The organism is Rhizobium sp. WSM1328, from assembly GCF_057653715.1.
This window is the reverse complement of the sequence record NZ_CM172788.1, coordinates 3,356,579-3,380,841: the sequence shown is the minus strand read 5'-3', so window position 1 is coordinate 3,380,841 and position 24,263 is coordinate 3,356,579. Positions and strand designations below refer to the sequence as shown.

The window sequence follows — 24,263 nt, the reverse complement described above, 5'->3', positions numbered from 1 at the left end:
CGTCCTTAAATATTGGCAGGCGCGACGAAACGATGCCGGTGCAGCATGCGCTTGTCGCGAGGGTCGGGATTGGGAACGGCGGAGATGAGGCTCTTCGTATAGGCCTCTTTGGGAGCGGTGCAGATCTGTTCGGCCTCGCCGAGTTCGACGATTTTGCCGCGATGCATGACGGCGACGCGATCGCAGAAATAACGCACGACCGAAATGTCGTGCGAGATGAAGATAAAGCTCAGGTTCAACCGTTGACGAATATCGAGCAACAGGTCGAGGATCTGGCTGCGGATCGAGACGTCGAGTGCCGACGTTGCCTCGTCGGCGATGATGATGCGCGGATCGAGTGCAAGGGCGCGGGCGATGCCGATGCGCTGGCGCTGGCCGCCGGAGAAGGCATGCGGATAACGCTCCATGCCCATCGGATCGAGGCCGACCAGGCGCATCAGTTCGGCGACGCGGTCCTCCAGCGCCTTGCCCTTGGCCAGACCGTAGACAACAAGCGGATCGCCGATCACCTCCTTGACGGTCATGCGCGGATTGAGCGAGGCGAAAGGATCCTGGAAGACCAGGCGGACTTCGCGGTGGAAGGTGCGGAGTTCGCGCTTGGTGAGTTTCGTGACGTCGATCTCGCTACCGTCCTTGCCGCGATAGCTGATGCTGCCCGATGTCGGCTCGACGGTGCGCAGGATGAGCCGGCCGAGCGTCGTCTTGCCGGAGCCGCTTTCGCCGACGATGCCGAGGTTTTCGCCGGGATAAAGATCGAAGCTGGCGTCGTCGACGGCGCGCAGCGTATTGGCCTTGCCGTGCCAACCGTAGATCTTGCCAAGGTTGCGGACGGACAGGATCGGCTGCGGCGCATCCGGCGACAGCGCCACGGCCGGCAGCCGCCCTTCGACATGGTGGGTCAGCTTGACCGTCGAGGCCAGCAGTTGGCGGGTATAGGGATGCTCGGCGGCATGGTAAATCGCATCCACCGGTCCGTGCTCGACGATGCGGCCGAAGCGCATGACGGCAACATCATCGGCCACTTCTGCGACGATCCCCATGTCATGGGTGATGAGCAGCATGGCCATCCCGCGTTCGACCTGCAAGCGCTTGATCAGGTCAAGGATTTCGGCCTGAGTGGTGACGTCGAGCGCCGTCGTCGGTTCGTCGGCGATGAGAATGTCGGGATTGCCGGCAAGCGCCATGGCGATCATGGCGCGCTGGCGCATGCCGCCAGAGAATTCGAAGGTGTAGCGGTCGGCCATCTTGTCCGGGTTCGGGATCTCGACCTGGCGCAGCAGTTCGACGGTCCTTTCGCGGGCGGCACGATGATCGAGATTGCTGTGCAGGCGCACCGCCTCGATGATCTGCGAACCGATGGTGTGAACCGGCGACAGCGAGCTCATCGGCTCCTGGAAGATCAGGCCGATGCGGCGGCCGCGTATGGCGCGCATCGCCCGGTCGGACGGCTTCAGGGCGGCGATATCGATGACCCCGTTACCCCCGGTGACCTCGTCGCCATTGCTGAGCAGGATGCGGCCGGAAACGATGCTGCCGGGGCTGTCGACGATCTGCAGCAGTGAGCGGGCGGTGACGCTCTTGCCGGAGCCGCTTTCGCCGACGAGGCAGAGCGTCTGGCCACGCTTCAGCTCGAAGCTGACATTTTCGACGGCGTGCAGGATGTGGGTGCGCAGCCTGAAATCGATCGAGAGGTTTTCGACGGAGAGAACGACGTCGTCTGAAAGATCGGTCATGGTTTCCTCCTCAATTGTCGTAAGGGTCGGCGGCATCGCGCAGGCCGTCGCCGAAGAAATTGAAGGACAGGACGGCGACGACGACTGCGAGCGACGGCCAGATCAGGAGCCACGGCGCGGTTGCGACGGTGCGGATGTTCTGGGCGTCCTGCAGCAGCACGCCCCAGCTAACGACCGGCGGCTTGAGACCGATGCCGAGGAAGGACAGCGAGGTCTCGGCGACAATCATCGTCGGCACGGCCAGCGTCACGACCGCAAGGATATGGCTCGTCAGCGACGGCAGGATGTGGCGGAAGATCAGCCGCGCTTCGCTCGATCCGTCGAGCCGGGCGGCGACGACGAAATCCTCGCTGCGCAGTGCCAGGAACCGGCCGCGCACCTCCCGCGCCAGGCTGGTCCAGCCGAGCAGCGAGACGATGATCGTTATGACGAAATAGACATTGACCGGCGACCATGTCAGCGGGATCGCCGCCGCCAGGCCGAGCCACAGCGGGATGGTCGGCATGGCGCTGACGACCTCGATGACACGCTGGATCAGCGTATCGACCCAGCCGCCGTAGAAGCCGGAGATCGAGCCGAGCACGACACCGAGGATCAGCGACATGGCGACGCCGACGAGGCCGATCGACATGGATACGCGGGTTCCGTAGACGAGCCGCGAGAAGACGTCGCGACCGAGCCGGTCGGCGCCGAGCAGGTACATCGGATCGTTCTGGTTGAGGGGGCCGATCAGGTGGCGGTTCATCGGGATCAGGCCCCAGAGATCGTAGGCCGCGCCTTTGACGAAGAAGCCGATCGGGACGACCTTGGTGTCGTCGACGACGAAGGTGCGGCGCAGCGCCACCTTGTCGATCTCGACCTTGTAGCCCTTCACGTGGAAATTGAACTCCGAGCTGCCGTCCGGTTTCTCGACGAAGAAGCTGAAGCCCTGCGGCGGGGCATAGGTATATTGCGGCCGCGAGGTCATCGGCAAAGCCGGCGCCAGGAATTCGGCGAAGAGGCCGACCAGATAGAGGAAGAGGATGATGGCGCCGGCCACCATCGCCACCTTCTGGCGAACCAGTTTGCCGGCGACCAGCCGCCAGGGGCCGATCGCGGCGGTCGAGACGGTCTTGCCCTGTTTCAGCGGGCTGATCGAGGGACCATCGGCAACGGTGTGAAGCGGACCAGCATGGGCTCCGAAGGTTTCGTGCGTGCTCATCGCATTCCCCTCAATTGAATCGGATGCGCGGATCGAGCAGCGCCAGCAGCAGATCCGACAGCAGCATGCCGACAAGGGTCAGCGCGCTCAAAAGCAGGATGAAACTGCCGGCGAGATACATGTCCTGCGAGATCAGCGCGCGGAAAAGCAGCGGACCTGCGGTCGGAAGATTCAACACGATGGCGGTGATGGTCACGCCGGAGACGAGATGCGGCAGCACCCAGCCGATCGCCGAGACGAAGGGATTGAGCGCGATTCTGACCGGATATTTGAGGATCACCTTGTATTCCGGCAGTCCCTTGGCGCGGGCGGTGACGACATAGGGCTTGTGCAGCTCGTCGGTCAGGTTGGCGCGCAGGATGCGGATCATCGCTGCCGTTCCGGATGCGCCGATGATGATGATCGGGATCCAGAGATGGGCGAGGAAATCGCCGACCTTGGCGAGGCTCCAGGGCGCCTCGGCATACTCAGGCGAGATCAGCCCGCCGACGCTCTGGCCGAGATATTTATAGGCGACGTACATCAGCGTCAGCGCCAGGATGAAGTTCGGCACGGCAAGGCCGATGAAGCCGAGAAAGGTGAAAACGTGATCGCCGATGGAGTGGCGGCGGACGGCCGAATAGATGCCGATCGGCAAAGCCACGATCCAGACGAAGAGCAGGCTCAAGAGCGAGATCACCAGCGTCGAGCCCATGCGCGCCCAGATCAGCCCGGAGACGGGCTGGCCCCACTCGAAGGAGTAGCCGAAGTCGCCGCGGCTGACGATGCCCCAGATCCATTTCAGATATTGGACATAGAAGGGGTCGTCGAAGCCGTAGATTTCCTTCAGCCGCTCGATCTGCGCGGGATCGACGGTCTGGCCGCTGTCGCTCATGGTGGCGATCATCGAGGTCAGATAGTCACCCGGCGGCAGCTGGATGATCAGGAACGAGATCAGCGACATGCCAAACAAGGTCGGGATCATGTAGAGCACGCGCTTGAAGATATAGCCAAGCATCGAAACGTTTCTCCTCCCGTCGGGAACGCTGTGACGCGCTTCCCCCGGATCTTCACCCGCCTTCGGCCCTCCAGGCCGAAAGCGCTCCTCCGTCGCATGTCATCTCATTTCCAGGTGAGATGCAGGACCTCAAGCCGATCGATACCTGGCACCTCCACCTCGGCGCGGCCATTCCCGAGGCTGAAGCTTGCGGCGCGGTCGGCAACAACGAGCCACGCCTTCGCCACCGATCGGCCCTCCGGAATCTCCACCGAAACGGTCTGCGCTGCCAGAGGGTAATTGTCGCGGATCGGGCCTTTCATCATCATCGGATTGGTGAGATTGAAGAGGCTGAGCGCCAGACCCTCACCGTTTTCGCGCAGCGCCAGATCGACGACGCCCTTGCCTTTGACGGTGACGCGCGGCGTCTTGCCGAGCGCCCAATGGACGGTGTTGGCGATGAGCCGCGCATGATCGACGGCAAAGACCTCCCAGAAGATCTCGCCGATATTCCAGGGAATATAGACCGTGCGGCCACCCTTGCCGGTCTCACGAGCGATGACGGCAGCGCCTTTCGGGGCCTCGCGCGGATAGACCTCTTCCATCGGCAGGTCGGGAAAATCGGGGATATAGAGGAAGGGCGTCTTCGCATCGGCCGACGGTTCGGCGTGGATCAGGCGGGTGCCGCCCATGATGCGTTCGGCGCCGTCGAAACCCCGATTGATCGGGTGATTGCCGGAAAGGGCGACATAGGTGTTTTTGACGATGCCGCGCGGGCCGGAAACGTATCTGGCGCCGAGCACGTCGGCCAGACCGAATTCGTCACGCTTCTTGCCAAATTCGTCACGCAGCGACGTCTCGTAAGAGGCAATCACGCTGCCGCCGCGATCGACATATGCGCGGATCGCCGCGTTCTGCGCATCCGAAAGGCAGGAGGCGTTGGCGAGAATGATCAGCTTGAAGCGGTCGAGGGTTTCCTCGGTCAGCACCTGGTCCGAGAGCAGCTCGAAGGGCAGTCGGGCTTCGACGAGGGCGTGATAGAGACCGAGATCGTGCTTCTCGGCGGAATGCCGCTCTTCCGGCGCCCAATGGCGCAGCGTCGTCGAGGGATCGACGACAGCGATTTCGGCGGTCGGCTTCATGCTTTCCAGAACGGGCTCGACGGCTGCCTGCAGGCCGAATGCGTCGGCCACCGGCTCGACCCAGCGTTTGTCGGGCACGACACCGTTGAATTTGGTGAACCAGGCGTAGAGGCCGTGGGCAGTGCCGTCGTTGATCCAAAGCTGCATCTCCTCACCCGAGGTGACGGCATCCTTCCAGCGATATTCCTCCTCCGGGCCGATCGAGGTGATCAGCACAACCGGGCGGTCGGGGAAGGTGGCGCGGATGCGCTTGCCGTTACGGCCAGCCGACCAGCCGAGCTCCAGGCCCTTGCGGCCCTGATGGTCGACGACGAGGAAGGGGCAGTGCCTGGCGATGACCGAGAGGTCGAATTCCATCAGCGACGCGCCGCCCATGTTCGGAATGAAGCTCGCATGCGGGCGGATCGCTTTGACGGCATCGTCCCATTGCGCGATCATGTCGGTGAGCACGCGGCGGCGCCATTGCACCCAAGCCTGCCAGGCCGGATCCTCGGCATCGGGTTTTACAGGCAGGGCGTGGCCGGACATATCCTTGAAGCGGCGGGCGCTGTCTTCGCTATAATCGACGCCGTGGCCCTGCCAGCGATTGGCGAAGACCGCATCGATATCGTATTTGCGGACGATCTCCTTGACCACCTCAGGCATGAAGACGCTGTTGTAGTCGCCATAGGCATTGGTCACCCAGACATCGGGATAGGCCCAGTGGCGGCGTGGCGTGCCGTCGGCATTGATCATCACCCATTCCGGATGGGCTTTGGCGGCATCATCATGGATCGCATGCGGGTCGACGCGGGCCATGACATGCATGTCGAGCTTGCGGGCGGCGTCGACGAGCGCGCCGAAGATATCCTTGTCGCCGAGATATTTGCTCACATAGTGGTAGGGCACTTCGCTCGGATAATAGGCGATATAGCCGCCTGCGCTGAGGCAGACCGCGTTCGATTTCGTGCGTTTGAAGACATCGATCCAGAATGCCGGGTCGTATTTCTCCGGGTCGTCTTCCACGAAGGTCAGCTGGGTCCAGCGGGTCGCGGTCTTGAACCAGTCCGGCGTCCTCAGCGTGTGGGTGTTCTGTTTTCTGGCGTCGAGCATCGTCTTCATCCAATCATTGGCAAAAGAAGGCCCCCGGCGCCGACCGGCTCGTCGGGCGCCTGGTATGGCTCATGAAGTTGAAGGCCATCAGGCCTTGTAGAACTGCTCCGGCATGGTCGGAGCGGGCGTCGGCCAGCCGAAAGAGTTCGGCATGATCTTCGTGACGTTTTTCATGTTGTTCTTGACGACGCCGTATCCGTCCGGCGGCAGCGAGATGCCGAAGACATAGAAATTGTCGGCGGCGCCTTGCAGGATCTGCTTCATGACCTCGCGCTGGCCTGATGCGTCGGAGGTCGCCTTCAGCTTGTCGTAGAGCGCAAGCTGGTTCTTCGTGCTTTCCGGCGGTTCCTCAGCATTGGCATTGGCGCGGTCGCGATACCAGAGCTGCCAAGCGGGGGCATACATGGCGTTGGCATCGGTCGGCACGTAATAGCGCGGGTCGAGCATGGCGGCGACGCCGCCGTTTGCGCCGAACTGGTGGGCAGTCGCATCGAAATCACGGCCCTGACGGACGCGGGTTTCCCAGAGCGAACGGTCCATCGAGCGCATCTGTGCATCGATGCCGACCGCCTGGAACATCGGGATCACCAGCTGGAAGAGATCGAGGAAGACGGCGCGCGCCTGGTCGATCTCGAAGATGATCGTCAGGCGGCGGCCCTTTTCGTCGAGGCGGAAGTTCTGGTCGTCGCGCTTCGACACGATCTGGTCGAGCATGGCATTCGCCTTGTCGACGTCATAGGCCGTGAACTGCGTGGCGAGCTGCTCGTTGTAAAGCGGATCCTCCTTCTTGATCGACGGCTGGGCGGGCGCCCCCTGACCAACGAGCACGGCATCGATCAGCGACTGCCGGTCGAGTGCTGTCGAGAGTGCCGCACGGAAATCCTTGTTCCGGAAGAGCTTCCGCTTGGTCTCGTCATTGTGGTTCAGGTTGAAGATGAAATTCATCACATTGGCTTCGGTCGAGGTCAGTGTGTAGAAATCATAGCCGCCCTGCTCACGCGCATCGTAGAGAACCGACTTGTTGTTCGGTGTGGCGATATACTGGTCCATCAGGTCGACTTCGCCCTGCATGGCCTTCAGCAATAGAACCTGCGGGTCGGCGACCATCTGGTAGACGATACGGTCCATATAGGGCAGCTGGTTGCCCTCGGTGTCGACTTTCCAATAGTAGGGATTGCGCTCGGCAACGGCGCGTTCGGTGTTTTCGCCGGGCGCTATCGTGAACATCCAGGCATGCACGCAGGGCTTCTTCGAGGAGTTGAGGAAGAAGGCGTTGTCGTCCTGGAAACCGGCGGCCGCCTGGAAGGAGGCGATCCAGCTTTCAAAGCCGCGTTGCTTGGCGAGTTCATCGGCCTTCGGATTGTGGTCGATGTGGAACTGCTCCAGATAATGCTTCGGCGTGCGCGTCGTCTGGTCGTTGTTCGCCCAGGCGACCTGCAGCGGGAACAGGCCGTTCGGCTTGTCGAAGATGACCTTGAAGGTCTGTTCGTCGACGATCTCCAGCTTGGCCGGCTTGCCGCCAGACTTCCAATGATCCTGACCGACGAAGGCGACGCGCTTGTCGGTGAAAACGGTGTCGTACCAGAACTTGATGTCGGCGGTGGTGTAGGGATGGCCGTCCGACCATTTCATGCCCTTGCGCAGGCGGATCGTATAGACCTTGGAGTCGGCATCGCCCTCGAAGGACTCGGCGACGTTCAACGTCACGCCAGACCAGTCGGGCGTATAGCGCAGCAGCGGCTCGTAGGCCTGGTAGCGGAACAGCATCGACAGCGACCCGCCGCCGACCAGCGCCATGTTCCAGTCGCCGCCGTATTTGCCGACGCTTTCGACTGGTTTGACGACGAGCGGATTTTCAGGAAGCCGGTCCTTCAGACCCGGCAGGGCGCCGCTCGACACCTTCGTTTTCAGAATATCCGCTTCCTTGAAGTCAGCGGCGAAAACCGGCAGGGCCGGCAATATCAGGGCGGCCGACGTCCCGGCCAGAAACGCACGTCGTTTCAGCTTGATCATAGGGGATCTCCTCCAAAAACCGTGCCCTTATTCATTATTTTGCTATTGGGCTTGGGATGAGAGAAAGATTACATTTGGATATTGTTAGGTAAAGCGTTATGTTTTCGTTAGTGCGAAAATTTGCTTTTGGGATGCGGTTGATATAGCCAGCGTCCCATCAACCGAATGTAGGGGTGCCAGGTGGGAAGCAGAGGCCGGGTTACATTGCAGACCATCGCAAGGGAGGTCGGCCTGTCGAAATATGCAGTGTCGCGCTCGCTTGCCGGCAAGAGCGGCGTCAGCGAGGAAACGCGCGCGCTGATCCGCGAGACAGCGCAACGCCTCGGCTATACCAGGCCGTCCGGGCAGGGTGCTGGAGGCGAGGTCGCGGTTGTCTTTCACGATCTCGATGCCGTTAACAGTGAGCTCTACATGCAGGTGCAGAACGGCGTGCAGCGCGAGGCTCATCGGCTTGGCATGACGCTGCGCGTACGCTGGACCCATGATTCCAGCCAGTTGGAGGAGCTGGCGCGCGCTTGCGACGGGCTGATGCTCGTCGGTCCGCATGCCCGTGAGGCAGTGGCGGCGGCGAGTGCCACCGGCGTTCCGATCGTGCGTTTCGGCTGGGTGGATGCACTCGAACAGATCGACCATGTCGGCGGCACCGACCATGAGGCGGGGCAGGCGGTGGTGGAATATCTGGTCGGGCTCGGCCATCGGTCCATTGTTTACGTCTATGGCATGCCGGGCCTGCGGGGACGCCAAGAGCGGCACTACGGCGCCCGCGAAGTCGCCGAACGTTATCCTGACGTTGCGCTTCATGTTATGCAGTTCGACGAAGAGAATGGCTTCAGAGCGGCCTTCCGAGCGCTCGTGGAAAAAGGCATCCAGCCGACGGCTTTTTTCTGCGCCCATGACGGGCTGGCACTGACCGTGGTTTCCGAGTTGCTCGGTCAGGGATACCGCATTCCCGACGATATTTCGGTCGTCGGGTTCGGCGACTACTCGCCCGCAACGCAGATCTCGCCGGCGCTGACGACGGTGAGGATGGAGGGGCAGGAATGCGGGGCGGTCGGGCTGCGGCTCTTGCTCGAGCGCATCGAGAATCCACGCCTGCCCGGAATGCCGGCGCGGCGCATCATGATTGCCTCCCGCATTATCGAGCGCCGCTCGGCCGGACCCTGCAAGGCGGCGGCGAGCGTCGATGCCGCCGAGGTTTAACCGCCGAGCGAAGCAATCGCAGCCTTGACTGCGTCCGCGCCGGACTTGGTCGGCCGGTATTCCAGACCGACGGCGCCGTCGTAACCGTTGGCAAAGATCCAGCCGAGGCGTCGGGCAAGGTCGATATCGCCGGAGCCCGGTTCGTTGCGGCCGGGGTGATCGGCGACATGGACGTGGATGATACGGTCGAGACGGCCGTTCAGTACCTCCTCGGTGCGCTCGTCCATCACGGCGGAATGGTAGATGTCGTAGACGATACCGATCTCGGGGCGAGCGACGTCATCGATGATGTCGAGACCTTCGCGGGTCGAATCGAGGAAATAGCCGACATGGTCGATGCGGATGTTGAGCGGCTCGACGCCGAGGCGGACACCGCTGCCTTTGAGGATATCGGCGCCGGCTCTCAGCGTTTCGGTGAGTGCCCTGCGCTGTTCTTCGCGGGTCAAGCCTGGGAGATCGTCGCCCGCCTGGGCAATCAGCACTGGCGCGCCGAGACGCTTCGCGACACTGACGGATTCGGCAAGGCCTTTCAGCCAGGCCTGCCGATTGGCGGCGTCGGTCAGCGCGATCATCGGTTCGGCGACGAGGCTGGAGACGGCAAGGCCGGTTTCCTTCAGCGCCGCCTCGATCGCATCGAGATCCTTGTCGCTCCAGCGCCAGAATTCGATCGCCGTCAGGCCGGCCGCATGGGCGCGGCGGATGCGATCGGGAAAGCTGTCGCCCTCTTCGGCAAACAGCCACTCTATGCAGGCTGAATAACGTCGCATGAAAACTCCTCCCATCCTGTTGATGCAGGCATGCGACAGATTGGAGCCTGCCGCAAGAGGAGTTCAGGCGCTTGACGCCCGGGTTCATTGGCGGAACACTCGGCAATCAGGCCGGAATCTCCGGCCGTTTGCGGAGGAAGACATGGATCTCGGATTGAAGGGAAAGATTGCCGTCATAACAGGTGCGTCGGTCGGCATCGGGCTGGCAATCGCCGAGGGGCTGGCGGCTGAGGGCGCCGACCTCGTGCTGGCAGCGCGCGGCGGTGAGCGGCTCGTGGCGGAAGCCGCCCGTATCGCCGAGACGTACGGCGTCAGCGCCACCGCTGTCGCGGCCGATGTGGCGACGGTTGCGGGAACCGAGGCGATCATTACGGCGGCGGCCGAAAAAGGCGGCGCCGATATCCTCATCAACAATGCCGGCACCGGCTCGAACGAGACGGTGATGGAGGCGCCCGACCAGAAGTGGCAGGACTATTGGGACTTGCATGTGATGGCCGCCGTGCGGCTGGCGCGCGGCATCGCGCCGCAGATGAAGCAACGCGGCGGCGGTGTGATCCTGCACAATGCCTCGATCTGCGCCGTTCAGCCGCTCTGGTACGAGCCGATCTACAATGTCAGCAAGTCGGCGCTGATGATGTTTTCGAAGACGCTCTCGACCGAGCTCATCAAGGACAATATCCGCGTCAACTGCGTCAATGCCGGTCTGATCCTGACGCCCGACTGGATCAAGACCGCCAAACAATTGACGGCCGAGACCGGCGGCAACTGGGAAGGCTACCTGCAGAGCGTCGCCAACGAGCACGCCGCCTCCAAACGCTTCGGCACACCGGAAGAGCTGGCAAACGTCTTCGTCTTCCTGAGTTCGGAGCGCGCGAGCTATTGCATCGGCTCGACCTATTTCGTCGATGGCGGCATGCTGAAGACGATCTGACCGAGGCTGCAGGCAGAGCGCGCGGCGGCCGGTCTTTCTCAAGGCTGCCGGGCGTTTCTGTGGACGTTGCCGATACAAGCTATAAATAATAGCTATTTTGTTGTATGTTCACGCTTTTGACGCTATTTGCCTGCTATTGGCAGGATAAATACTGCAATTTCTACAGGGCGACGACGATGCTGACGAAAAAGGGAAAATACGGGCTGAAGGCGCTGGTCGACCTGGCACGGCTGGCGCCGGGCGAGACTGCCTTCATCAATGACATCGCGGCCCGCAACAATATCCCGAAGAAGTTTCTCGATACGATCCTGCTGGAACTGCGCAATGTCGGCATCCTGCGTTCGAAGAAGGGACCGGGCGGCGGTTATTCGCTGTCGCGGCCGGCAACCGAAATTCGCATCGGCCATGTCATCCGCACGCTCGACGGACCCTTAGCGCCGATCCGCTGCGCCAGCCGTACGGCTTACGAGGCCTGCGACGACTGTGCCGATCCGGAAACCTGTCAGGTGCGGCGCTCGATGACCGATGTTCGGGACGCGATCGCCGCCATTCTCGACAATATGACCCTCGAGCAGTTCGTCGCCGATGGCGGCAGCATCGACGGCGCGAGGGAAGAATTCCCGATCTCCGCCGCCAGCTGATTAGGCGCCGCCGACCTTCGACATATATTCGCCTGCGGTATGCACCAGCTTTTCCCGCGGCAGCGATAGCGCGTGAATGCGGGCGTTGCGCCAATGGCGGTCGAGATTGAGGCCGATGCCGGCCGATGTTTCCCCTGCAAGTTCGAATAGCGCGTTTGCGGTGTCGAGTGCCGTTTCCCCGGCAAGGATCGCGGCCGCGGAGGCGGAAAAATGCGCGTCCACCATCGCGGCCTCCACAGGATTGACCTGGGCAATGTCGAGTTTGCGGCCAGCACGTTCCAAGGTTGCCGCCGCCATTTCGATACGGATGGCGCGTTCGCCGATCCCGGGGAGGACGCTGGTGCTGCGATCGCCAATTGCGATCATCAGGTCGCTCCATGCGGCCCGCGCGATGCCCAGGCTGACGCCGGCCTTGAGCAGCAGGCCGAGCGAGATGGCGGTCGAATGTCCGGACGAGGGGGCAGGGGCAATCGCATCGGCATTGACATGAAGCGTGCCGACGATCGCCGTCGCCGAGCCATTGGTGCGCTGGCCGAAGCCGTCCCAATCGTCGACCACCTGCACGCCTTCCTCAGCGCCTGCGAGGTAGAGCGTCACCGGGCGGCTGGGCGGAGCGGTGGCGGCAGCGGCGATCCAGTCAGCGAAGAGAATGCCAGGTCCCTGCCGCGTGCGCCCGCTCAGGCGGTAGCCCGGACCTTCGGCGGTCAGTTCGGCCCCGTCGATGAAGGCGGCGCCCGCGAAGCGGTCACCGAGCAGCGCGCGGGCAAACAGCGATGCCTTCAAATCCTCGGCAGCCTGAGTGCGGAGCGTTTCCAGCGCAGAAAAATGACTTTCCAGCGCCTCGCCGATCGATGCATCGCCCTCGGCGATGATCGCAACGATTTCGGCGAGCAGGGCGTTCGACACGTCGAGCCCTTCATGGTCTGGCGGAACAGCGATTGCCGTCAGCCCCGATACCGACAGCGCGTCCAGCTCGGCAAAGGGCAGGATGCGGTTGATATCACGCTCGCTCGCCTGATGCCGGAATGCAGCGGCGAGGTCGCGGGCCGTGGATATCACCTCCTCTTCGCTTTCGATGCGATGCGCGGGAGGCCTCAGGCTCTGATGAAACTGCGATACCGTTCCCATTGGCCACTCTTTTTCGACAGATACAGGAGTGAGGGATTGCCCCTCAAATGATAAGGCCGGTTTTTCTACAAAACCAGAATGGTTTGGATTTTCTTACCAGCTTGATTGCCTTGTCCTTTACTCTACTTACGGTGACGTGGGGCTTCCTTGATCGAGAAATATGATGAGCGACTCTCGTGCTCGCAGCAGCGAGGTTTCGAAAATGGCGCGCCAGCCGAGACCGCGCCTGACGCTGGATATTGCCGCTATCCCAACCTATGCGATCGGCGATATTCACGGTCGGTACGATCTGCTTGTGAAAGCCGAAGCGGCGATCCTGCGGGATGGCGCGCGGCTGCCCGGGCGAAAGCTGATCGTCACGCTCGGCGACTATATCGACCGCGGCCCTGAATCGGCACAGGTCATCACCCATCTGATGGAGCCTCCGCCTGATGGATTCGACCGCATCTGCCTTGCCGGCAATCACGAAGTCGCCATGCTCGACTATATCGATGGCTGGATCTCCTATGACGATTGGATGCAGATGGGGTCGGCGGAGTCGCTCAAATCCTATGGCCTCGATCCGGAGCATCTACCGCTGGTCTTTCCCTCCGGCGCGAAGCTCGATGCCTTCATCCGCCAATCGCTGCCGCGTACGCATATCGATTTCATGCGGGCGATGCCTGTCCTGTTGGAGACCCCGAGCGTGATTTTCGTGCATGCCGGCATCAATCCGAAGCTGCGGCTCAGTGAGCAGACGGACGAGGATCTGGTCATCATCCGCCAGCGGTTTCTCGAAAGCCGGGTGCCGTTGCCGAAACTCTTCGTTCACGGTCATACGCCGAACGATGAACCCGACATACGGCCGAGGCGGCTCAATCTCGATACGCGCGCCTATCGCAGCGGCAAACTCACCGTCGCCCGCTTGTGGCAGGGCAAGGTGCATCTGTTTTCGACCTGACTTTTGTCACTGGTTCCCAAGCCTATGCGTCGATTCAAGGTGTTGCAGCGTCCTTTGCGCGTCTGAAAAGACGCGCGGCGCGCAGAGCCGGGTGGGATCGTCTCAGACGACCCCTTGCTCGACCGGCTCCGTCTTCGCTGGCTCTACAGTGGCCGGCCGCTTGCGGCGCCAGCCGCGCAGCACGACGTAGAAGACCGGCGTCAGAAACAGGCCAAAGATCGTCACGCCGAGCATGCCCGAGAAGACGGCGGTGCCGAGCGACTGGCGCATTTCGGCGCCGGGGCCGGTGGCGATGGCGAGCGGCAGAACACCGAAAATGAAGGCGAATGCCGTCATCAGGATCGGGCGCAGGCGAAGATGGCTGGCCTCGATGGCCGCCTCTACCGGCGATTTGCCCTCGTCCTCCGCCTGCCTGGCGAACTCGACGATCAGAATGGCGTTCTTGGCCGCAAGGCCGATCAGAACGATCAGGCCGATCTGCGTCAGGACATTGTTGTCCATTCCCCTCAGCGAGACCCCGATCAGCGCCGCGAGCACCGCAAGCGGGACGATGAGAATGATCGCGAGCGGCAGAACCCAGCTTTCATATTGCGCCGCCAGCGCCAGGAAGACGAAGACGACAGACAGGGCGAAGATGTAGATGGCGGTGTTGCCGGTGTGGGTCTCCTGATAGGCGAGCTCGGTCCATTCGAAGGTCGTCCCCTGCGGCAGGATTTTCGCCGCTAAGGCCTCCATCTTGGCGATGGCATCGCCCGTTGACGTTCCAGGCGTCGGATTGCCCTGAAGCGGCACCGAGACATACATGTTGTAGCGCTGGACAAGCGCCGGGCCGCTGGCATCCTGGATGTCCATCAAGGTTCCAAGCGGAACCAGCGCCCCGGTCGCCGACCGGACCTTCAGGGCGAGGATGTCTTCCCTGTCCATGCGGTACTGCCGGTCGGCCTGGGCGCGAACCTGATAGACGCGGCCGAACGCATTGAAATCGTTCACATAGGCGACGCCGAGATTGATGGAAAGGGCGTTGAAGATATTGGGGATCGGCACATTCAGGAAACGCGCCTTGTCGCGGTCGATCGCCAGGAAGTATTGCGGGCTGGCATCCGAAAATGTCGTAAAGACGCCGGTCAGCCCCTCGGTCGTTGCCGCCGCACCCATCATCTGCCGGGCGAGGCCGAGCACGCGAGTCATATCGGCGTTTTCGAGATCGGAAATCTGCATCTTGAAGCCGCCGGAATTGCCGACGCCACGCACGGATGGCGGTGGAATGGCGATGATGAAGGCTTCCTGGATGCTTTGCAGCTTTCCGTAAAGCTCGCCGATGATCTTGTTGGCGTTCTCGCCGCCTTCTTCACGTTCGGCAAAGGATTTGAATGGAACGAAGACGACGCCGGCATTTGAGGCATTGGTGAACGTCGCCCCGCTGAAGCCGGCAAATTGCACGGCATTGCCGACGCCGGGCACGGTGCGGGCGATATCGCCCACCTGTTTGACGACGGCGTCGGTACGCGCGAGCGAGGCTCCATCAGGAAGCTGTATGACGATGATTGCGTAACCCTGGTCCATGGTCGGAATAAAGCCCGCGGGAACTTTCGTGCCCATATACCATGTCGCTCCGAGCAGGCAGACGAACGTGACCATCGCGGCAGTCAAGCCCACCCAACTGCTGACCAGATGCCGAACGGTCCATGAATAGCCGGAGCTTAGCCGATCGAATCCATGATTGAAGCCGTCCGCAAGCCCTCTCCCCAGACGGGATGCGACATTCATGCGTTTGGTTTCGTGGTCATGGGCTTTCAGCAATATGCCTGCGAGTGCGGGCGACAGTGTGAGCGAATTCAATGCGGAAATTGCAGTGGTGACGGAGATCGTCACCGCGAACTGCCTGTAGAACTGGCCAGAGATTCCTGGAATGAAGGCTGTCGGGACGAACACGGCGATCAGCACCAGCGAGATGGCGACGACGGCGGTTCCGACTTCGTCCATCGTGACATGGGACGCCTGCTTCGGCGTCATGCCGCGCGCCAGATTGCGCTCGACGTTTTCCACCACCACGATCGCGTCATCCACGACGATCCCGATCGCTAGGACAAGGCCGAACAAAGTGAGCATGTTGAGCGAGAAGCCGAAGGCGAGCAGAACCGCGAAGGTGCCGATCAGCGATACCGGGATGGCAATGATCGGTATGATTGCGGTTCGCCAGGATTGCAGGAAGACAAGAACGACGATCGCCACCAGGATGGCCGCTTCTGCAATGGTTCTATAGACCTCGGTAATCGAATCCGAGATGAATTCGGTCGTGTCGTAGACGATACGATATTCCAGACCCGGCGGGAAATTCTGGGATATGTCCTTCATGAGCGTCTGGACTTGATGGGCCGTGTCCAGTGCGTTGGTTCCCGGCCGGGCGAAGATGCCGAGAGCCACTGCGGGATCGTTGTTGAGATAACTGTTGGTGACGTAATCCTGTGCGCCGAGTTCTATCCGGGCGACATCCTGCAACTGCACGAGGCGGCCCGATGTCGTCGATTTCACAATGACATATCGGAACTCGCGCACGTCGGAGAAGCGGCCGTCCGTTCGCACCGTATATTCGAATGCATTCTTGCCGGTGACGGGCGGGGCCCCGATCTTGCCGCCTGAAACCTGGACGTTCTGATCTCTCAACGCGGAGACGACGTCATCGGATGTCATCCCGTAAGCGGAGAGCTTTTCCGGATCCAGCCAGATTCGCATCGAATACTGGCGTTCGCCAAAAATCTGCACGTCGCCGACGCCGTCAAGGCGCACGAGAACGTCGCGGATGCGGTTGCGGGCGTAATTCGAGACGTAAAGCTGGTCATAGCGGTGCGATGGCGAAAGCAGGTGCACCACCATCATCAGATCCGGTGAGCTTTTGTCGGTGGTCACGCCAAGCCGCTGGACTTCCTCGGGAAGACGGGGAAGGGCGATGGAAACGCGGTTCTGGACGAGCACCTGGACCTTGTCGAGATCGGTGCCGAGCTTGAAGGTGATCGTCAGCGACATGGCGCCGTCGGCGCTGGAGTAGGAAGACATATAAAGCATGTCTTCGACGCCGTTGATCTGTTGTTCGAGCGGCGTCGAAACGGTATCGGCGATCGTCTGCGGGTCGGCACCCGGATAGGAGGTGCGCACGACGATGGTCGGCGGCGCTATCTCCGGATACTGCGATACCGGCAATTGCGTGTAGGCAATGCTGCCGACAACGAGAAAAAGGATCGAGATGACGGCCGCAAAGATCGGCCGGTCCACGAAAAAATGAGCAAATCTCATTGTCCGCTCTCCGCGCCGGCAGTTTCCGGCGGAGCGTCCTGCCGCTCCTGCGGCAGTTCGGTCATCTGAGGCGTGATCTTTGCGCCCGGCCGGGCGCGCATCAGGCCGTTGACGATGATCGTCTCGGTGCCATCAAGACCCTCGCGTATGACGCGGTAGCCGTAGAGGCGCGGTCCGGGCCTTACGGGCTTGGTCGAAACCGTGCCGTCTTCGGCGACGACATAAACGACGCGCTCATTCTGGTCCGAGCCGATGGCCTCGTCGGGGACGAGAATGGCCTGGTAGGTGTTGGAGGCTTCGACCTGTATTCGACCGAACAGGCCGGGCTGAAGGACGAGATCAGGATTGGGGAAGCGGGCACGCAGACGAATGGTGCCACTCTCATTGTCGACCCGGTTCTCGGCGAAATCGAGCTTTCCCTTGAACGGTTTGGCACTGGGATCCGAGATCGTGACGGACACATCAAGTCCGCCACCGCCCTGCTGCAGATCCTTGCCCAGTTTGCGCGCGGTGTCGGCGAAATTCAGCAGGCGGCGCTCGTCGACGTCGAAATAAAAATCGATCGGATCGAGCGAAACGATCGTCGTCAGCACAGTCTGGTCGGTCTGCACAAGGTTGCCGGCCGAGATCAGCCGGCGGTCGATGCGGCCGCTGAGCGGCGCCTTGATCTCGGTATATTCCATGTCGAGAGAGGCGCGGTCGGCTGCGGCCTGTGCGCCGCGGACATTGGCCTCGGCCGAATCGAATTCGCGGCGGCGATCATCCAGCGTCTGGGCTGACTGGCTGCCGCTCGAAGTTAGCGATTGCGTGCGCTTATATTGCGCGTCGGCAAAGACCAGGGCGGATTGCGCCGATTCGAGTGTGGCCTTTGCCTGATTGAGCGCGGTTACGAACGGCCGCTGATCGATGACGAAGAGCAGGTCGCCCTGCTTGACCAATGCGCCGTCCTGGAAATGAATTTCCTGCAGGTAACCACCGACGCGCGAGCGAACCGAGACCTCGTCGACCGGCTCGAAGCGGCCGATGAACTCGTCGCTGTCGACGACATCGCGAACGACCGGCTTGGCAACGGTGACGGGCGGGGGTGGTGGGGCGCTCTGGGCCAGTGCGGGGAGAGGCATGAATGCGGCAATACAGCCAAGCACCACCATCTGTCGAAGCGCGTAAGTCATACCGGTCCTCCAATCTCGACGGCCGATTCACTGCCGCCAACCTCAAGATGAAGTGATGCTGTTCATGTCTTGCTGCTTTGAACGAGGGCCTCTGCCCCCATGATTCCCCCGGCGTTCAATCCCTTGGAAAAGGAAGGCCGGCACGCAATGCACATCCGAAAAATCGTAACCCTATGGAATTGGACTATAAACGGCAGCGGCGAAAAATTGCAAATGCCAATTGGTAACGGTTCCGGAATCCATCAAAACTTCACAGAAGGCATCAGCTCTCGACGATCTCGTCTCTGCCGGGCGGCAGGGCGGCGAGTTCGGCCCAGTCGAGCTCCTGTTCCAGCATGTGAAAGACATCGTCGTCGATCTCGTCGGCGCGGCGCATCGCCGCCAGTCTGCGGCGTTTGGCGACGATGACGTTGCGGCGCTGCTTGTCGAGCCTGCTGACCTCGCGCGGGTGTTTCCCGTCAGCGGTGATTTCGCGTTCGGAAGTGTAGACGTCGCGCAGGATGCGAGTGGATTTGTCCTCGCCGCCGGCGAGTTCGGCAAGGGCCGCATCGATCAACGTGACGCGGGCCCTGGCGAGGTCGCGATCCAGGGAGGTGTCCGGATCGAATTTCAGGAAACGGATCAGCGGCCCGAGCGTCAGGCCCTGGACAATGAGCGTGCCGAGAACGACGGCGAGCGCGCAGAGCAGGATGATGTCGCGATCGGGGAAGTCGATCGGCAAAGCGAGCGCGGTCGCCAGCGTGACGAGGCCGCGCATGCCGCACCAGCCGGCAAGCAGGCTGGTCGCGAAGGTCGGAACGGCTTGTGTCGTGCGTCCGCGCGCGGCGAGAAAGTTGATGACGCGGTTATAGAAGAGCACCCAGGCCAGGCGGACGACGATGACGGTGACGAAGACCATGGCGGCGAAAGTGATCGCGAAATTCAGACGGCCGGGATCGAGGTCGAGGACGATCTGACGGGCCTGCAGGCCCATCAGCAGGAAAGCGAGCACGTTGAGCAGAAAGACTGCGGCTTCCCAGACCGAATAGGAATGAATGCGGTGGCGGGCCGTCTGCCGCTCGGGCATGTAGCGGGCAATCACCATCGCATAGACGACGATCGCCAGAATTGCCGAAAGGTGCAGCCGCTCGGCGATGATCCAGGTGCCGAAGGTGGCGACGAATTCGAGCAGGGTGCCGCCGAGCGTGCCGGCAAGCCTCAGGCCGACGACCATGTAGAGACGGCCCATGAGATAGCCGAGGATGAGGCCGCCAGGCACGGCGAGCGCCAGCTCCGCCAGGGCGCCGGCGAAGAAGGCGGGACTTGCGGCGGCTGCCACCGCAGCGCTGAAGATCAGTAGCGCCACGGCGTCGTTCAGGAGGCTTTCACCCTTCAGGATCACATAGGTTTGGCGCGGCAGGGTGAAGCGGTCGAGCATGGCGGTCGCGGCTGCCGCATCCGGCGGCGCGACGATGGCGCCGAGTGCCACGGCTGCGGCAAGCGGCAGGCCGGCCATCGTCACGCTGACGGTGGCGACGGCTGCGGCCGTCAGGATCACGGCAATGGCGGCGAGCGAGAATAACGGCAGCCAGTTGCGCCTCAACGTCCTCGGCGGCAGATCATAGGCGGCGTCGAAGAGCACGGGCGCGATCAGCAGCGCCAGCGCCAGCTCGGGATCGATCGCGACCTCCGGCGCCCAGGGCACGGCCGCGACGATGACGCCGGCGATCGCCAGCATTGTCGGATAAGGGATCCGGAACTTCCTGGAGAATTGCAGAAAGACGATCGCCACCAGCAGCAGCGTCAGCATGCTTTCGAAGAACGCCATAGAGCTCCCCAATGCGCACCTCCGGCGGAGGCTGTTCCTGCCGCAGAATTAGGGCGGAACTCGGCTGCGGCTACTGTCGGCGCCTGCAAGCGGCGAAAGGAGGAACCGTAGGATATGTTTGACCTGATCTGCGGCATTTTAGCCGCCGCTGCTGAATCTGCCGTCCATACCCTTGTGCGGCGCGCATGCTCAATATATCTACTGATATTATAAGTATGCTTATAAATAATGGTTACAGGTTTTCATGAACGCCACTCCGACCCTCGGTTTCCTTCTCCACGACGTCGCACGGCTGCTGCGCAAGCGGTTCGAGCAGCGCGCGAAGTGCCTTGGGCTGACCCGGTCGCAATGGCAGACGCTTGCCTATCTCTCGAACAATGAAGGCATCCATCAGGGCGGCCTTGCCGAAATCCTGGAAGTCGAGCCGATCACGCTGGTGCGCATTCTCGACAAGCTCGCCGAGCGCGGGCTGATCGAGCGCCGCCAGCACCCGACCGACCGGCGCATCTGGCTGCTCTATATGCGCGACGAGGCGCACCCGTTGCTCGCCGAAATGCGCGAGCTCGGCGACACCACCCGCGCAGAAGCGTTGCAAGGCGTTTCGGCCGAGCAGCGCGAGCTGCTTTTCCACATCCTATCCGTAATGAAGACGAACCTGGTTCAGGCATGCCGGAGCCCGGTTGACGAGAATGAGACGAACGATGGCTGATCAATCCCCCCTCCGCGTCGTTGCCGACGCCAATACCAAGACCAAGACCAAGACCAAGACTCCTGTCGAAGGAAACGAAGCGAAACAGCAGGAAACGGTAGCCGAAGCGCCTTCATCCAATTCAGCGCCGGCTGCCGCCGTGGCTGCGCCTGGCGGCAACAAGGTCCGCCGCCGGCGCAGTCCCACGCGGCCGATCCTGTTTGCCCTGCTGCCGGTGGCGCTCGTCGTCGGCGGTTATTATTACGTCAATGGCGGCCAGGTGATGTCGACCGACAACGCCTATATCCAGGCCGATATGGTCGGGCTTACCACCGATGTCTCGGGCATCGTCGACCAGATCAACGTGCATGAGAACGAGGCGGTCAAGACGGGGCAGGTGCTCTTCAGCCTGCGGTCGGATTCTTTCAAGATCGCGCTCGATGGCGCCAAGGCGCAGCTCGGCGCGCAGCGCAACCAGATCATGAATCTCAAGGCCAGCTATCAGCAGTCGCTTGCCGAGATCACGCAGGCGCAAGCCGATCTGCCTTATTATCAGGATCAGTTTGACCGGCAGCAAAACCTCGTCAACAACGGCAGCGCGACGCAGTCGGCCTATGACGAAGCCAAGCACAATCTGGAAGCCGCGCAGCAGAAGGTGACCGTCGCCAAGGCGGAAGCCGCAACGACGCTCGCCCAGCTCGGCGGCAATGCCGACCAGCCGGCCGAGGAAAACCCGCTCTACCTGCAGGCCAAGTCGAATGTCGACAATGCCCAGCGCGAACTCGACCACAGCGTCGTCAAGGCGCCGTTCGACGGCATCGTCACCAATGTCAACGCGCTGCAGGTCGGCTCTTATCTGCAGGCTTCGCAGCAAGCCTTCTCGCTTGTTGCCACCGACCATCTGTGGATCGCCGCCAGCCCGAAGGAAACCGAACTCACCTACGTCAAGCCCGGCCAGACGGCCGAGATCTATATCGACACCTATCCCGGCGTGACATGGAAGGGCAAGGTCGAGAGCATCAGCCCGGCCTCCGGCTCCAGCTTCTCGCTGCTGCCGGCGCAAAACACCACGGGCAACTGGGTGAAGGTCGTGCAGCGCATTCCGATGCGCGTCAGCATCGAGGACACCGAAGGCAAGCCGCCGCTACGTGTCGGCATGAGTACGGTGGTCGATGTCGAGACCGGCCATGCCCGCGGCCTGCCTGATTTCGTCAACAAGCTTCTGGGTCGGCCTCAGGGCAAGGATCATGAGTAACGCTTCCGCTTCTCCGGTGACGCCGATTGCCAATCGCGGTGCGATCACGGCCTGCGTCATTCTCGCCGTCATCATGCAGGCGCTGGACACGACGATCGCCAACGTGGCGCTGCCCTATATCCAGGGCAGCGTGTCGGCCTCTGCCGACCAGATCAACTGGGTGCTGACTTCCTATATCGTCGCGGCGGCAATCATGACGCCGCCGTCGGGCTTTCTCGCCGCCAAGTTCGGCCGCAAACGCGTGCTGCTCGTCGCCATTGCCGGTTTCGTGGCGGCCTCCGTTCTCTGCGGCCTGGCGCAATCGCTGAACCAGATCGTCGCCTTCCGTCTGCTGCAGGGCCTGTTTGGGGCATCGCTGGTGCCGCTTTCCCAGGGCATCCTCCTCGACATCTACACGGTCGAGGAGCGCGGCTCGGCGATGGCCCTTTTCGGCGTCTCGGTCATGGTCGGGCCGGTGCTTGGGCCCGTCATCGGCGGCTGGCTGACCGACAATATCAGCTGGCGCTGGGTGTTTTATATCAACGTGCCGATCGGCGCGCTGGCCTTCATGGGCATCGTCGTCTACGTCACCGAGACCAAGAGGGATCTGCTCGCCAAACTGGACTGGTTCGGCTTCGGGATGATGAGCCTCGGCATCGCCGCGCTGCAGCTCTTCCTCGACCGCGGCGAGCAGCTCGACTGGTTCTCGTCCGGTGAGATCATGCTCGAGGCGTTGATCTGCGCCTCAGCCTTCTATCTGCTGATCGTGCATACTCTGACGGCGGAGAAATCCTTCGTGAACCCGAAGCTGTTCCTCGATCAAAACTTCTCGATCAGCATGATCTTCATCTTCGTGGTCGGCATTACCTATCTCGCCTCACTGGCGCTGATGACGCCCTATCTGCAGACGCTGATGGGCTATCCCGTTATCACAGCCGGCATCGTCATGGGGCCGCGCGGGCTCGGCACCATGCTCTGCATGTTCATCGTCGGGCGGCTGGTCGGCAAGGTCGATACGCGCGCGTTGCTGGCGCTCGGCCTGGGGCTCACCGCATGGGCGATGTACGACATGACCGGCTGGACACCCGACGTCTCGCAATGGACGATCGTCTCGGTCGGCTTCATCCAGGGCGCCGGCCTCGGCTTTCTGTTCGTGCCGCTGACGACGATCGCTTTTTCCACGCTGCCCGCCCATATGCGCGGCGACGGCACCGGTCTCTACAACCTGTCGCGAAACATCGGCTCGGCGGTCGGCATCTCGATCGTCTCGGCGCTGATCGTCGAGAACACGCAGAGCAATCATGAATCGATCGCGGCCTATGTGACGCCGTTTAACCACGCCTTCAATGCGGTGGCGGCGCAGGGGCTGAGCCCGGTGACGGCGGCCGGCCGTGCTTCGCTCAACGAGATCATCACGCTGCAAGCGACGATCATCGCCTACATGGACGATTTCAAGCTGCTGATGCTGATGTCGCTTGCGGTCATTCCGCTGGTGCTGCTGCTGCGCAAGCCGAAGGCAGCACCCGCCGTCGACCACAGCGCCGTCATGGAATGAACTCCAGATTCGCGCAATTCCGGACGAAAAACCGCTTCGCACTTTTCCTGGAATTTTCTTATAAATTAAATAGTTGGAGCATGATGTCGCGCGAAAACCGCTTACACTTTTCGGCATCATGCTCTAGCGAAACGGCTTGCTGAGAAAACGCGATCCCTGAATGCCGAAGCGCCATGGAGCTTCGGCATTTTTCGTGATGCCGATGCGTTTTCCCGAGACGATCGGCACCGGGGCCGACGGCGCGATCGCATAGGGCGGGCGATCAAGCAGCCGGTCATTGATCCCGATATCGATGCCAAGCGCCTGGCAGAGCTTGCCGGGACCGCTGCAGAGCGACGTCAGCATATCGGTGCCGCGCCGCTCCATCATCAGAGGGATTCCCGTTTCCGGCTCCAGGGCGCGGATGAGTGCAGCCGAGCCCGGATGGCAGACGAAATTCAGACACCAGTACATGCCGTAGATGCGGTAGATATAGACATTGCCCGGCTTGCCATACATGGCGCCATTGCGCTTGGTCGGGCCGCGGAAGCTGTGCGAGGCCTCGTCATCGGGGAAATAGGCTTCGGTCTCGGAGATGCGCCCGCCGACGCCATCCACGGTCAGATGGCAGCCGAGCAGGTCGCGGGAGACGGCGATCGCATCGCGTTCGAAAAACTTCCTGAGGCTTTCGCCGGTGAGCGTGCCGGCGCCGATCGCACCTGATATCGTTCCACCATCGGTCATATCAGACGCAGATAACATTCAGCGCGCTC

18 protein-coding genes are annotated in these 24,263 nt (G+C 61.9%); 7 read left to right on the top strand and 11 right to left on the bottom strand.

What is annotated here, in order from left to right:
- Nucleotides 1–5: 5 nt before the first annotated feature.
- The 5 genes from AC2444_RS17065 to AC2444_RS17045 form a co-directional block, all read right to left on the bottom strand.
- A complete protein-coding gene (locus tag AC2444_RS17065; RefSeq protein WP_012758739.1) occupies nt 6–1,733 on the bottom strand; it encodes an ABC transporter ATP-binding protein in 1,728 nt (575 codons plus the stop codon).
- A 10-nt stretch (nt 1,734–1,743) separates the two neighbouring features.
- Nucleotides 1,744–2,934: an ABC transporter permease gene (locus AC2444_RS17060; protein ID WP_012758738.1), complete on the bottom strand. Its 1,191-nt coding sequence runs from the start codon at nt 2,932–2,934 to the stop codon at nt 1,744–1,746.
- A 10-nt stretch (nt 2,935–2,944) separates the two neighbouring features.
- Nucleotides 2,945–3,931 carry an ABC transporter permease gene (locus AC2444_RS17055; protein ID WP_011653237.1) on the bottom strand — a complete coding sequence of 329 codons (987 nt, stop codon included), beginning with the start codon at nt 3,929–3,931 and terminating at the stop codon, nt 2,945–2,947.
- Nucleotides 3,932–4,035: 104 nt separating this feature from the next.
- Nucleotides 4,036–6,144: a family 10 glycosylhydrolase gene (locus tag AC2444_RS17050; protein ID WP_012758737.1), complete on the bottom strand. Its 2,109-nt coding sequence runs from the start codon at nt 6,142–6,144 to the stop codon at nt 4,036–4,038.
- Nucleotides 6,145–6,231: 87 nt separating this feature from the next.
- Nucleotides 6,232–8,157 carry an ABC transporter substrate-binding protein gene (locus AC2444_RS17045; protein WP_012758736.1) on the bottom strand — a complete coding sequence of 642 codons (1,926 nt, stop codon included), beginning with the start codon at nt 8,155–8,157 and terminating at the stop codon, nt 6,232–6,234.
- Between the two features lie 180 nt (nt 8,158–8,337).
- On the opposite strand from AC2444_RS17045, the gene AC2444_RS17040 reads away from it, so the two are divergent.
- On the top strand, nt 8,338–9,357 hold the full coding sequence (locus tag AC2444_RS17040) for a LacI family DNA-binding transcriptional regulator (RefSeq protein WP_012758735.1): 1,020 nt from the start codon (nt 8,338–8,340) through the stop codon (nt 9,355–9,357).
- On the opposite strand, the gene AC2444_RS17035 is transcribed toward AC2444_RS17040, so the two are convergent.
- On the bottom strand, nt 9,354–10,124 hold the full coding sequence (locus AC2444_RS17035; protein ID WP_012758734.1) for a TIM barrel protein: 771 nt from the start codon (nt 10,122–10,124) through the stop codon (nt 9,354–9,356). The two genes, AC2444_RS17040 and AC2444_RS17035, sit on opposite strands and share 4 nt — an antisense overlap.
- A 142-nt stretch (nt 10,125–10,266) precedes the next feature.
- Here AC2444_RS17035 and AC2444_RS17030 point away from each other — a divergent pair, with 142 nt between their 5' ends.
- Both AC2444_RS17030 and AC2444_RS17025 read left to right on the top strand, forming a co-directional pair.
- Entirely contained in the window at nt 10,267–11,055 is a 789-nt protein-coding gene (locus AC2444_RS17030) for an SDR family NAD(P)-dependent oxidoreductase (RefSeq protein WP_012758733.1), read from the top strand.
- Between the two features lie 176 nt (nt 11,056–11,231).
- Nucleotides 11,232–11,696, top strand: coding sequence for an RrF2 family transcriptional regulator (locus tag AC2444_RS17025; protein WP_012758732.1), 465 nt, complete (start codon nt 11,232–11,234; stop codon nt 11,694–11,696).
- Here AC2444_RS17025 and AC2444_RS17020 read toward each other — a convergent pair whose 3' ends face one another.
- Nucleotides 11,697–12,824 carry an acyl-CoA dehydrogenase gene (locus AC2444_RS17020; protein WP_012758731.1) on the bottom strand — a complete coding sequence of 376 codons (1,128 nt, stop codon included), beginning with the start codon at nt 12,822–12,824 and terminating at the stop codon, nt 11,697–11,699. It lies immediately after the preceding gene.
- 163 nt (nt 12,825–12,987) lie between these two features.
- Here AC2444_RS17020 and AC2444_RS17015 point away from each other — a divergent pair, with 163 nt between their 5' ends.
- Nucleotides 12,988–13,764, top strand: coding sequence for a metallophosphoesterase family protein (locus tag AC2444_RS17015; RefSeq protein ID WP_171815696.1), 777 nt, complete (start codon nt 12,988–12,990; stop codon nt 13,762–13,764).
- A 102-nt stretch (nt 13,765–13,866) separates the two neighbouring features.
- Here AC2444_RS17015 and AC2444_RS17010 read toward each other — a convergent pair whose 3' ends face one another.
- The 3 genes from AC2444_RS17010 to AC2444_RS17000 all read right to left on the bottom strand — a co-directional run bounded on the left by AC2444_RS17010 (nt 13,867) and on the right by AC2444_RS17000 (nt 20,034).
- Nucleotides 13,867–17,055, bottom strand: coding sequence for an efflux RND transporter permease subunit (locus AC2444_RS17010; RefSeq protein WP_012758729.1), 3,189 nt, complete (start codon nt 17,053–17,055; stop codon nt 13,867–13,869).
- Complete coding sequence (locus AC2444_RS17005; RefSeq protein ID WP_012758728.1) at nt 17,052–18,227, bottom strand: efflux RND transporter periplasmic adaptor subunit; 1,176 nt, start codon at nt 18,225–18,227, stop codon at nt 17,052–17,054. The genes AC2444_RS17010 and AC2444_RS17005 overlap by 4 nt, the downstream gene beginning before the upstream one ends.
- Before the next feature lie 262 nt (nt 18,228–18,489).
- The gene (locus AC2444_RS17000; RefSeq protein WP_012758727.1) at nt 18,490–20,034 is read right to left on the bottom strand and encodes a cation:proton antiporter; all 1,545 of its coding nucleotides are present in this window, start codon (nt 20,032–20,034) and stop codon (nt 18,490–18,492) included.
- Nucleotides 20,035–20,278: 244 nt separating this feature from the next.
- Between AC2444_RS17000 and AC2444_RS16995 the strand changes: the two genes are divergently transcribed.
- From AC2444_RS16995 to AC2444_RS16985, 3 genes are read left to right on the top strand one after another with little or no spacing between them, the layout of a single operon-like run.
- Nucleotides 20,279–20,743 (top strand): MarR family winged helix-turn-helix transcriptional regulator, encoded by a 465-nt coding sequence (locus AC2444_RS16995; protein WP_012758726.1) that lies wholly within the window; start codon nt 20,279–20,281, stop codon nt 20,741–20,743.
- On the top strand, nt 20,736–21,977 hold the full coding sequence (locus AC2444_RS16990; protein ID WP_012758725.1) for an HlyD family secretion protein: 1,242 nt from the start codon (nt 20,736–20,738) through the stop codon (nt 21,975–21,977). The genes AC2444_RS16995 and AC2444_RS16990 overlap by 8 nt, the downstream gene beginning before the upstream one ends.
- A complete protein-coding gene (locus tag AC2444_RS16985) occupies nt 21,970–23,511 on the top strand; it encodes a DHA2 family efflux MFS transporter permease subunit (protein ID WP_012758724.1) in 1,542 nt (513 codons plus the stop codon). Before AC2444_RS16990 ends, AC2444_RS16985 begins: the two co-directional genes overlap by 8 nt.
- Nucleotides 23,512–23,634: 123 nt before the next feature.
- Here AC2444_RS16985 and AC2444_RS16980 read toward each other — a convergent pair whose 3' ends face one another.
- Nucleotides 23,635–24,252, bottom strand: a complete 618-nt coding sequence (locus AC2444_RS16980) for a DNA-3-methyladenine glycosylase (protein ID WP_012758723.1) — start codon at nt 24,250–24,252, stop codon at nt 23,635–23,637.
- Nucleotides 24,253–24,263 lie beyond the last annotated feature (11 nt).

Coding starts and splice junctions, on each gene's coding strand:
- AC2444_RS16990 (WP_012758725.1), top strand. CDS start 20,736: ATGGCTGATCAATCCCCCCTCCGCGTCGTTGCCGACGCCAATACCAAG.
- AC2444_RS17055 (WP_011653237.1), bottom strand. CDS start 3,931: ATGCTTGGCTATATCTTCAAGCGCGTGCTCTACATGATCCCGACCTTG.
- AC2444_RS17060 (WP_012758738.1), bottom strand. CDS start 2,934: ATGAGCACGCACGAAACCTTCGGAGCCCATGCTGGTCCGCTTCACACC.
- AC2444_RS16995 (WP_012758726.1), top strand. CDS start 20,279: ATGAACGCCACTCCGACCCTCGGTTTCCTTCTCCACGACGTCGCACGG.
- AC2444_RS17005 (WP_012758728.1), bottom strand. CDS start 18,227: ATGACTTACGCGCTTCGACAGATGGTGGTGCTTGGCTGTATTGCCGCA.
- AC2444_RS17020 (WP_012758731.1), bottom strand. CDS start 12,824: ATGGGAACGGTATCGCAGTTTCATCAGAGCCTGAGGCCTCCCGCGCAT.
- AC2444_RS17050 (WP_012758737.1), bottom strand. CDS start 6,144: ATGCTCGACGCCAGAAAACAGAACACCCACACGCTGAGGACGCCGGAC.
- AC2444_RS17010 (WP_012758729.1), bottom strand. CDS start 17,055: ATGAGATTTGCTCATTTTTTCGTGGACCGGCCGATCTTTGCGGCCGTC.
- AC2444_RS17045 (WP_012758736.1), bottom strand. CDS start 8,157: ATGATCAAGCTGAAACGACGTGCGTTTCTGGCCGGGACGTCGGCCGCC.
- AC2444_RS17065 (WP_012758739.1), bottom strand. CDS start 1,733: ATGACCGATCTTTCAGACGACGTCGTTCTCTCCGTCGAAAACCTCTCG.
- AC2444_RS17000 (WP_012758727.1), bottom strand. CDS start 20,034: ATGGCGTTCTTCGAAAGCATGCTGACGCTGCTGCTGGTGGCGATCGTC.
- AC2444_RS17025 (WP_012758732.1), top strand. CDS start 11,232: ATGCTGACGAAAAAGGGAAAATACGGGCTGAAGGCGCTGGTCGACCTG.
- AC2444_RS17030 (WP_012758733.1), top strand. CDS start 10,267: ATGGATCTCGGATTGAAGGGAAAGATTGCCGTCATAACAGGTGCGTCG.
- AC2444_RS17015 (WP_171815696.1), top strand. CDS start 12,988: ATGAGCGACTCTCGTGCTCGCAGCAGCGAGGTTTCGAAAATGGCGCGC.
- AC2444_RS16980 (WP_012758723.1), bottom strand. CDS start 24,252: ATGTTATCTGCGTCTGATATGACCGATGGTGGAACGATATCAGGTGCG.
- AC2444_RS17035 (WP_012758734.1), bottom strand. CDS start 10,124: ATGCGACGTTATTCAGCCTGCATAGAGTGGCTGTTTGCCGAAGAGGGC.
- AC2444_RS16985 (WP_012758724.1), top strand. CDS start 21,970: ATGAGTAACGCTTCCGCTTCTCCGGTGACGCCGATTGCCAATCGCGGT.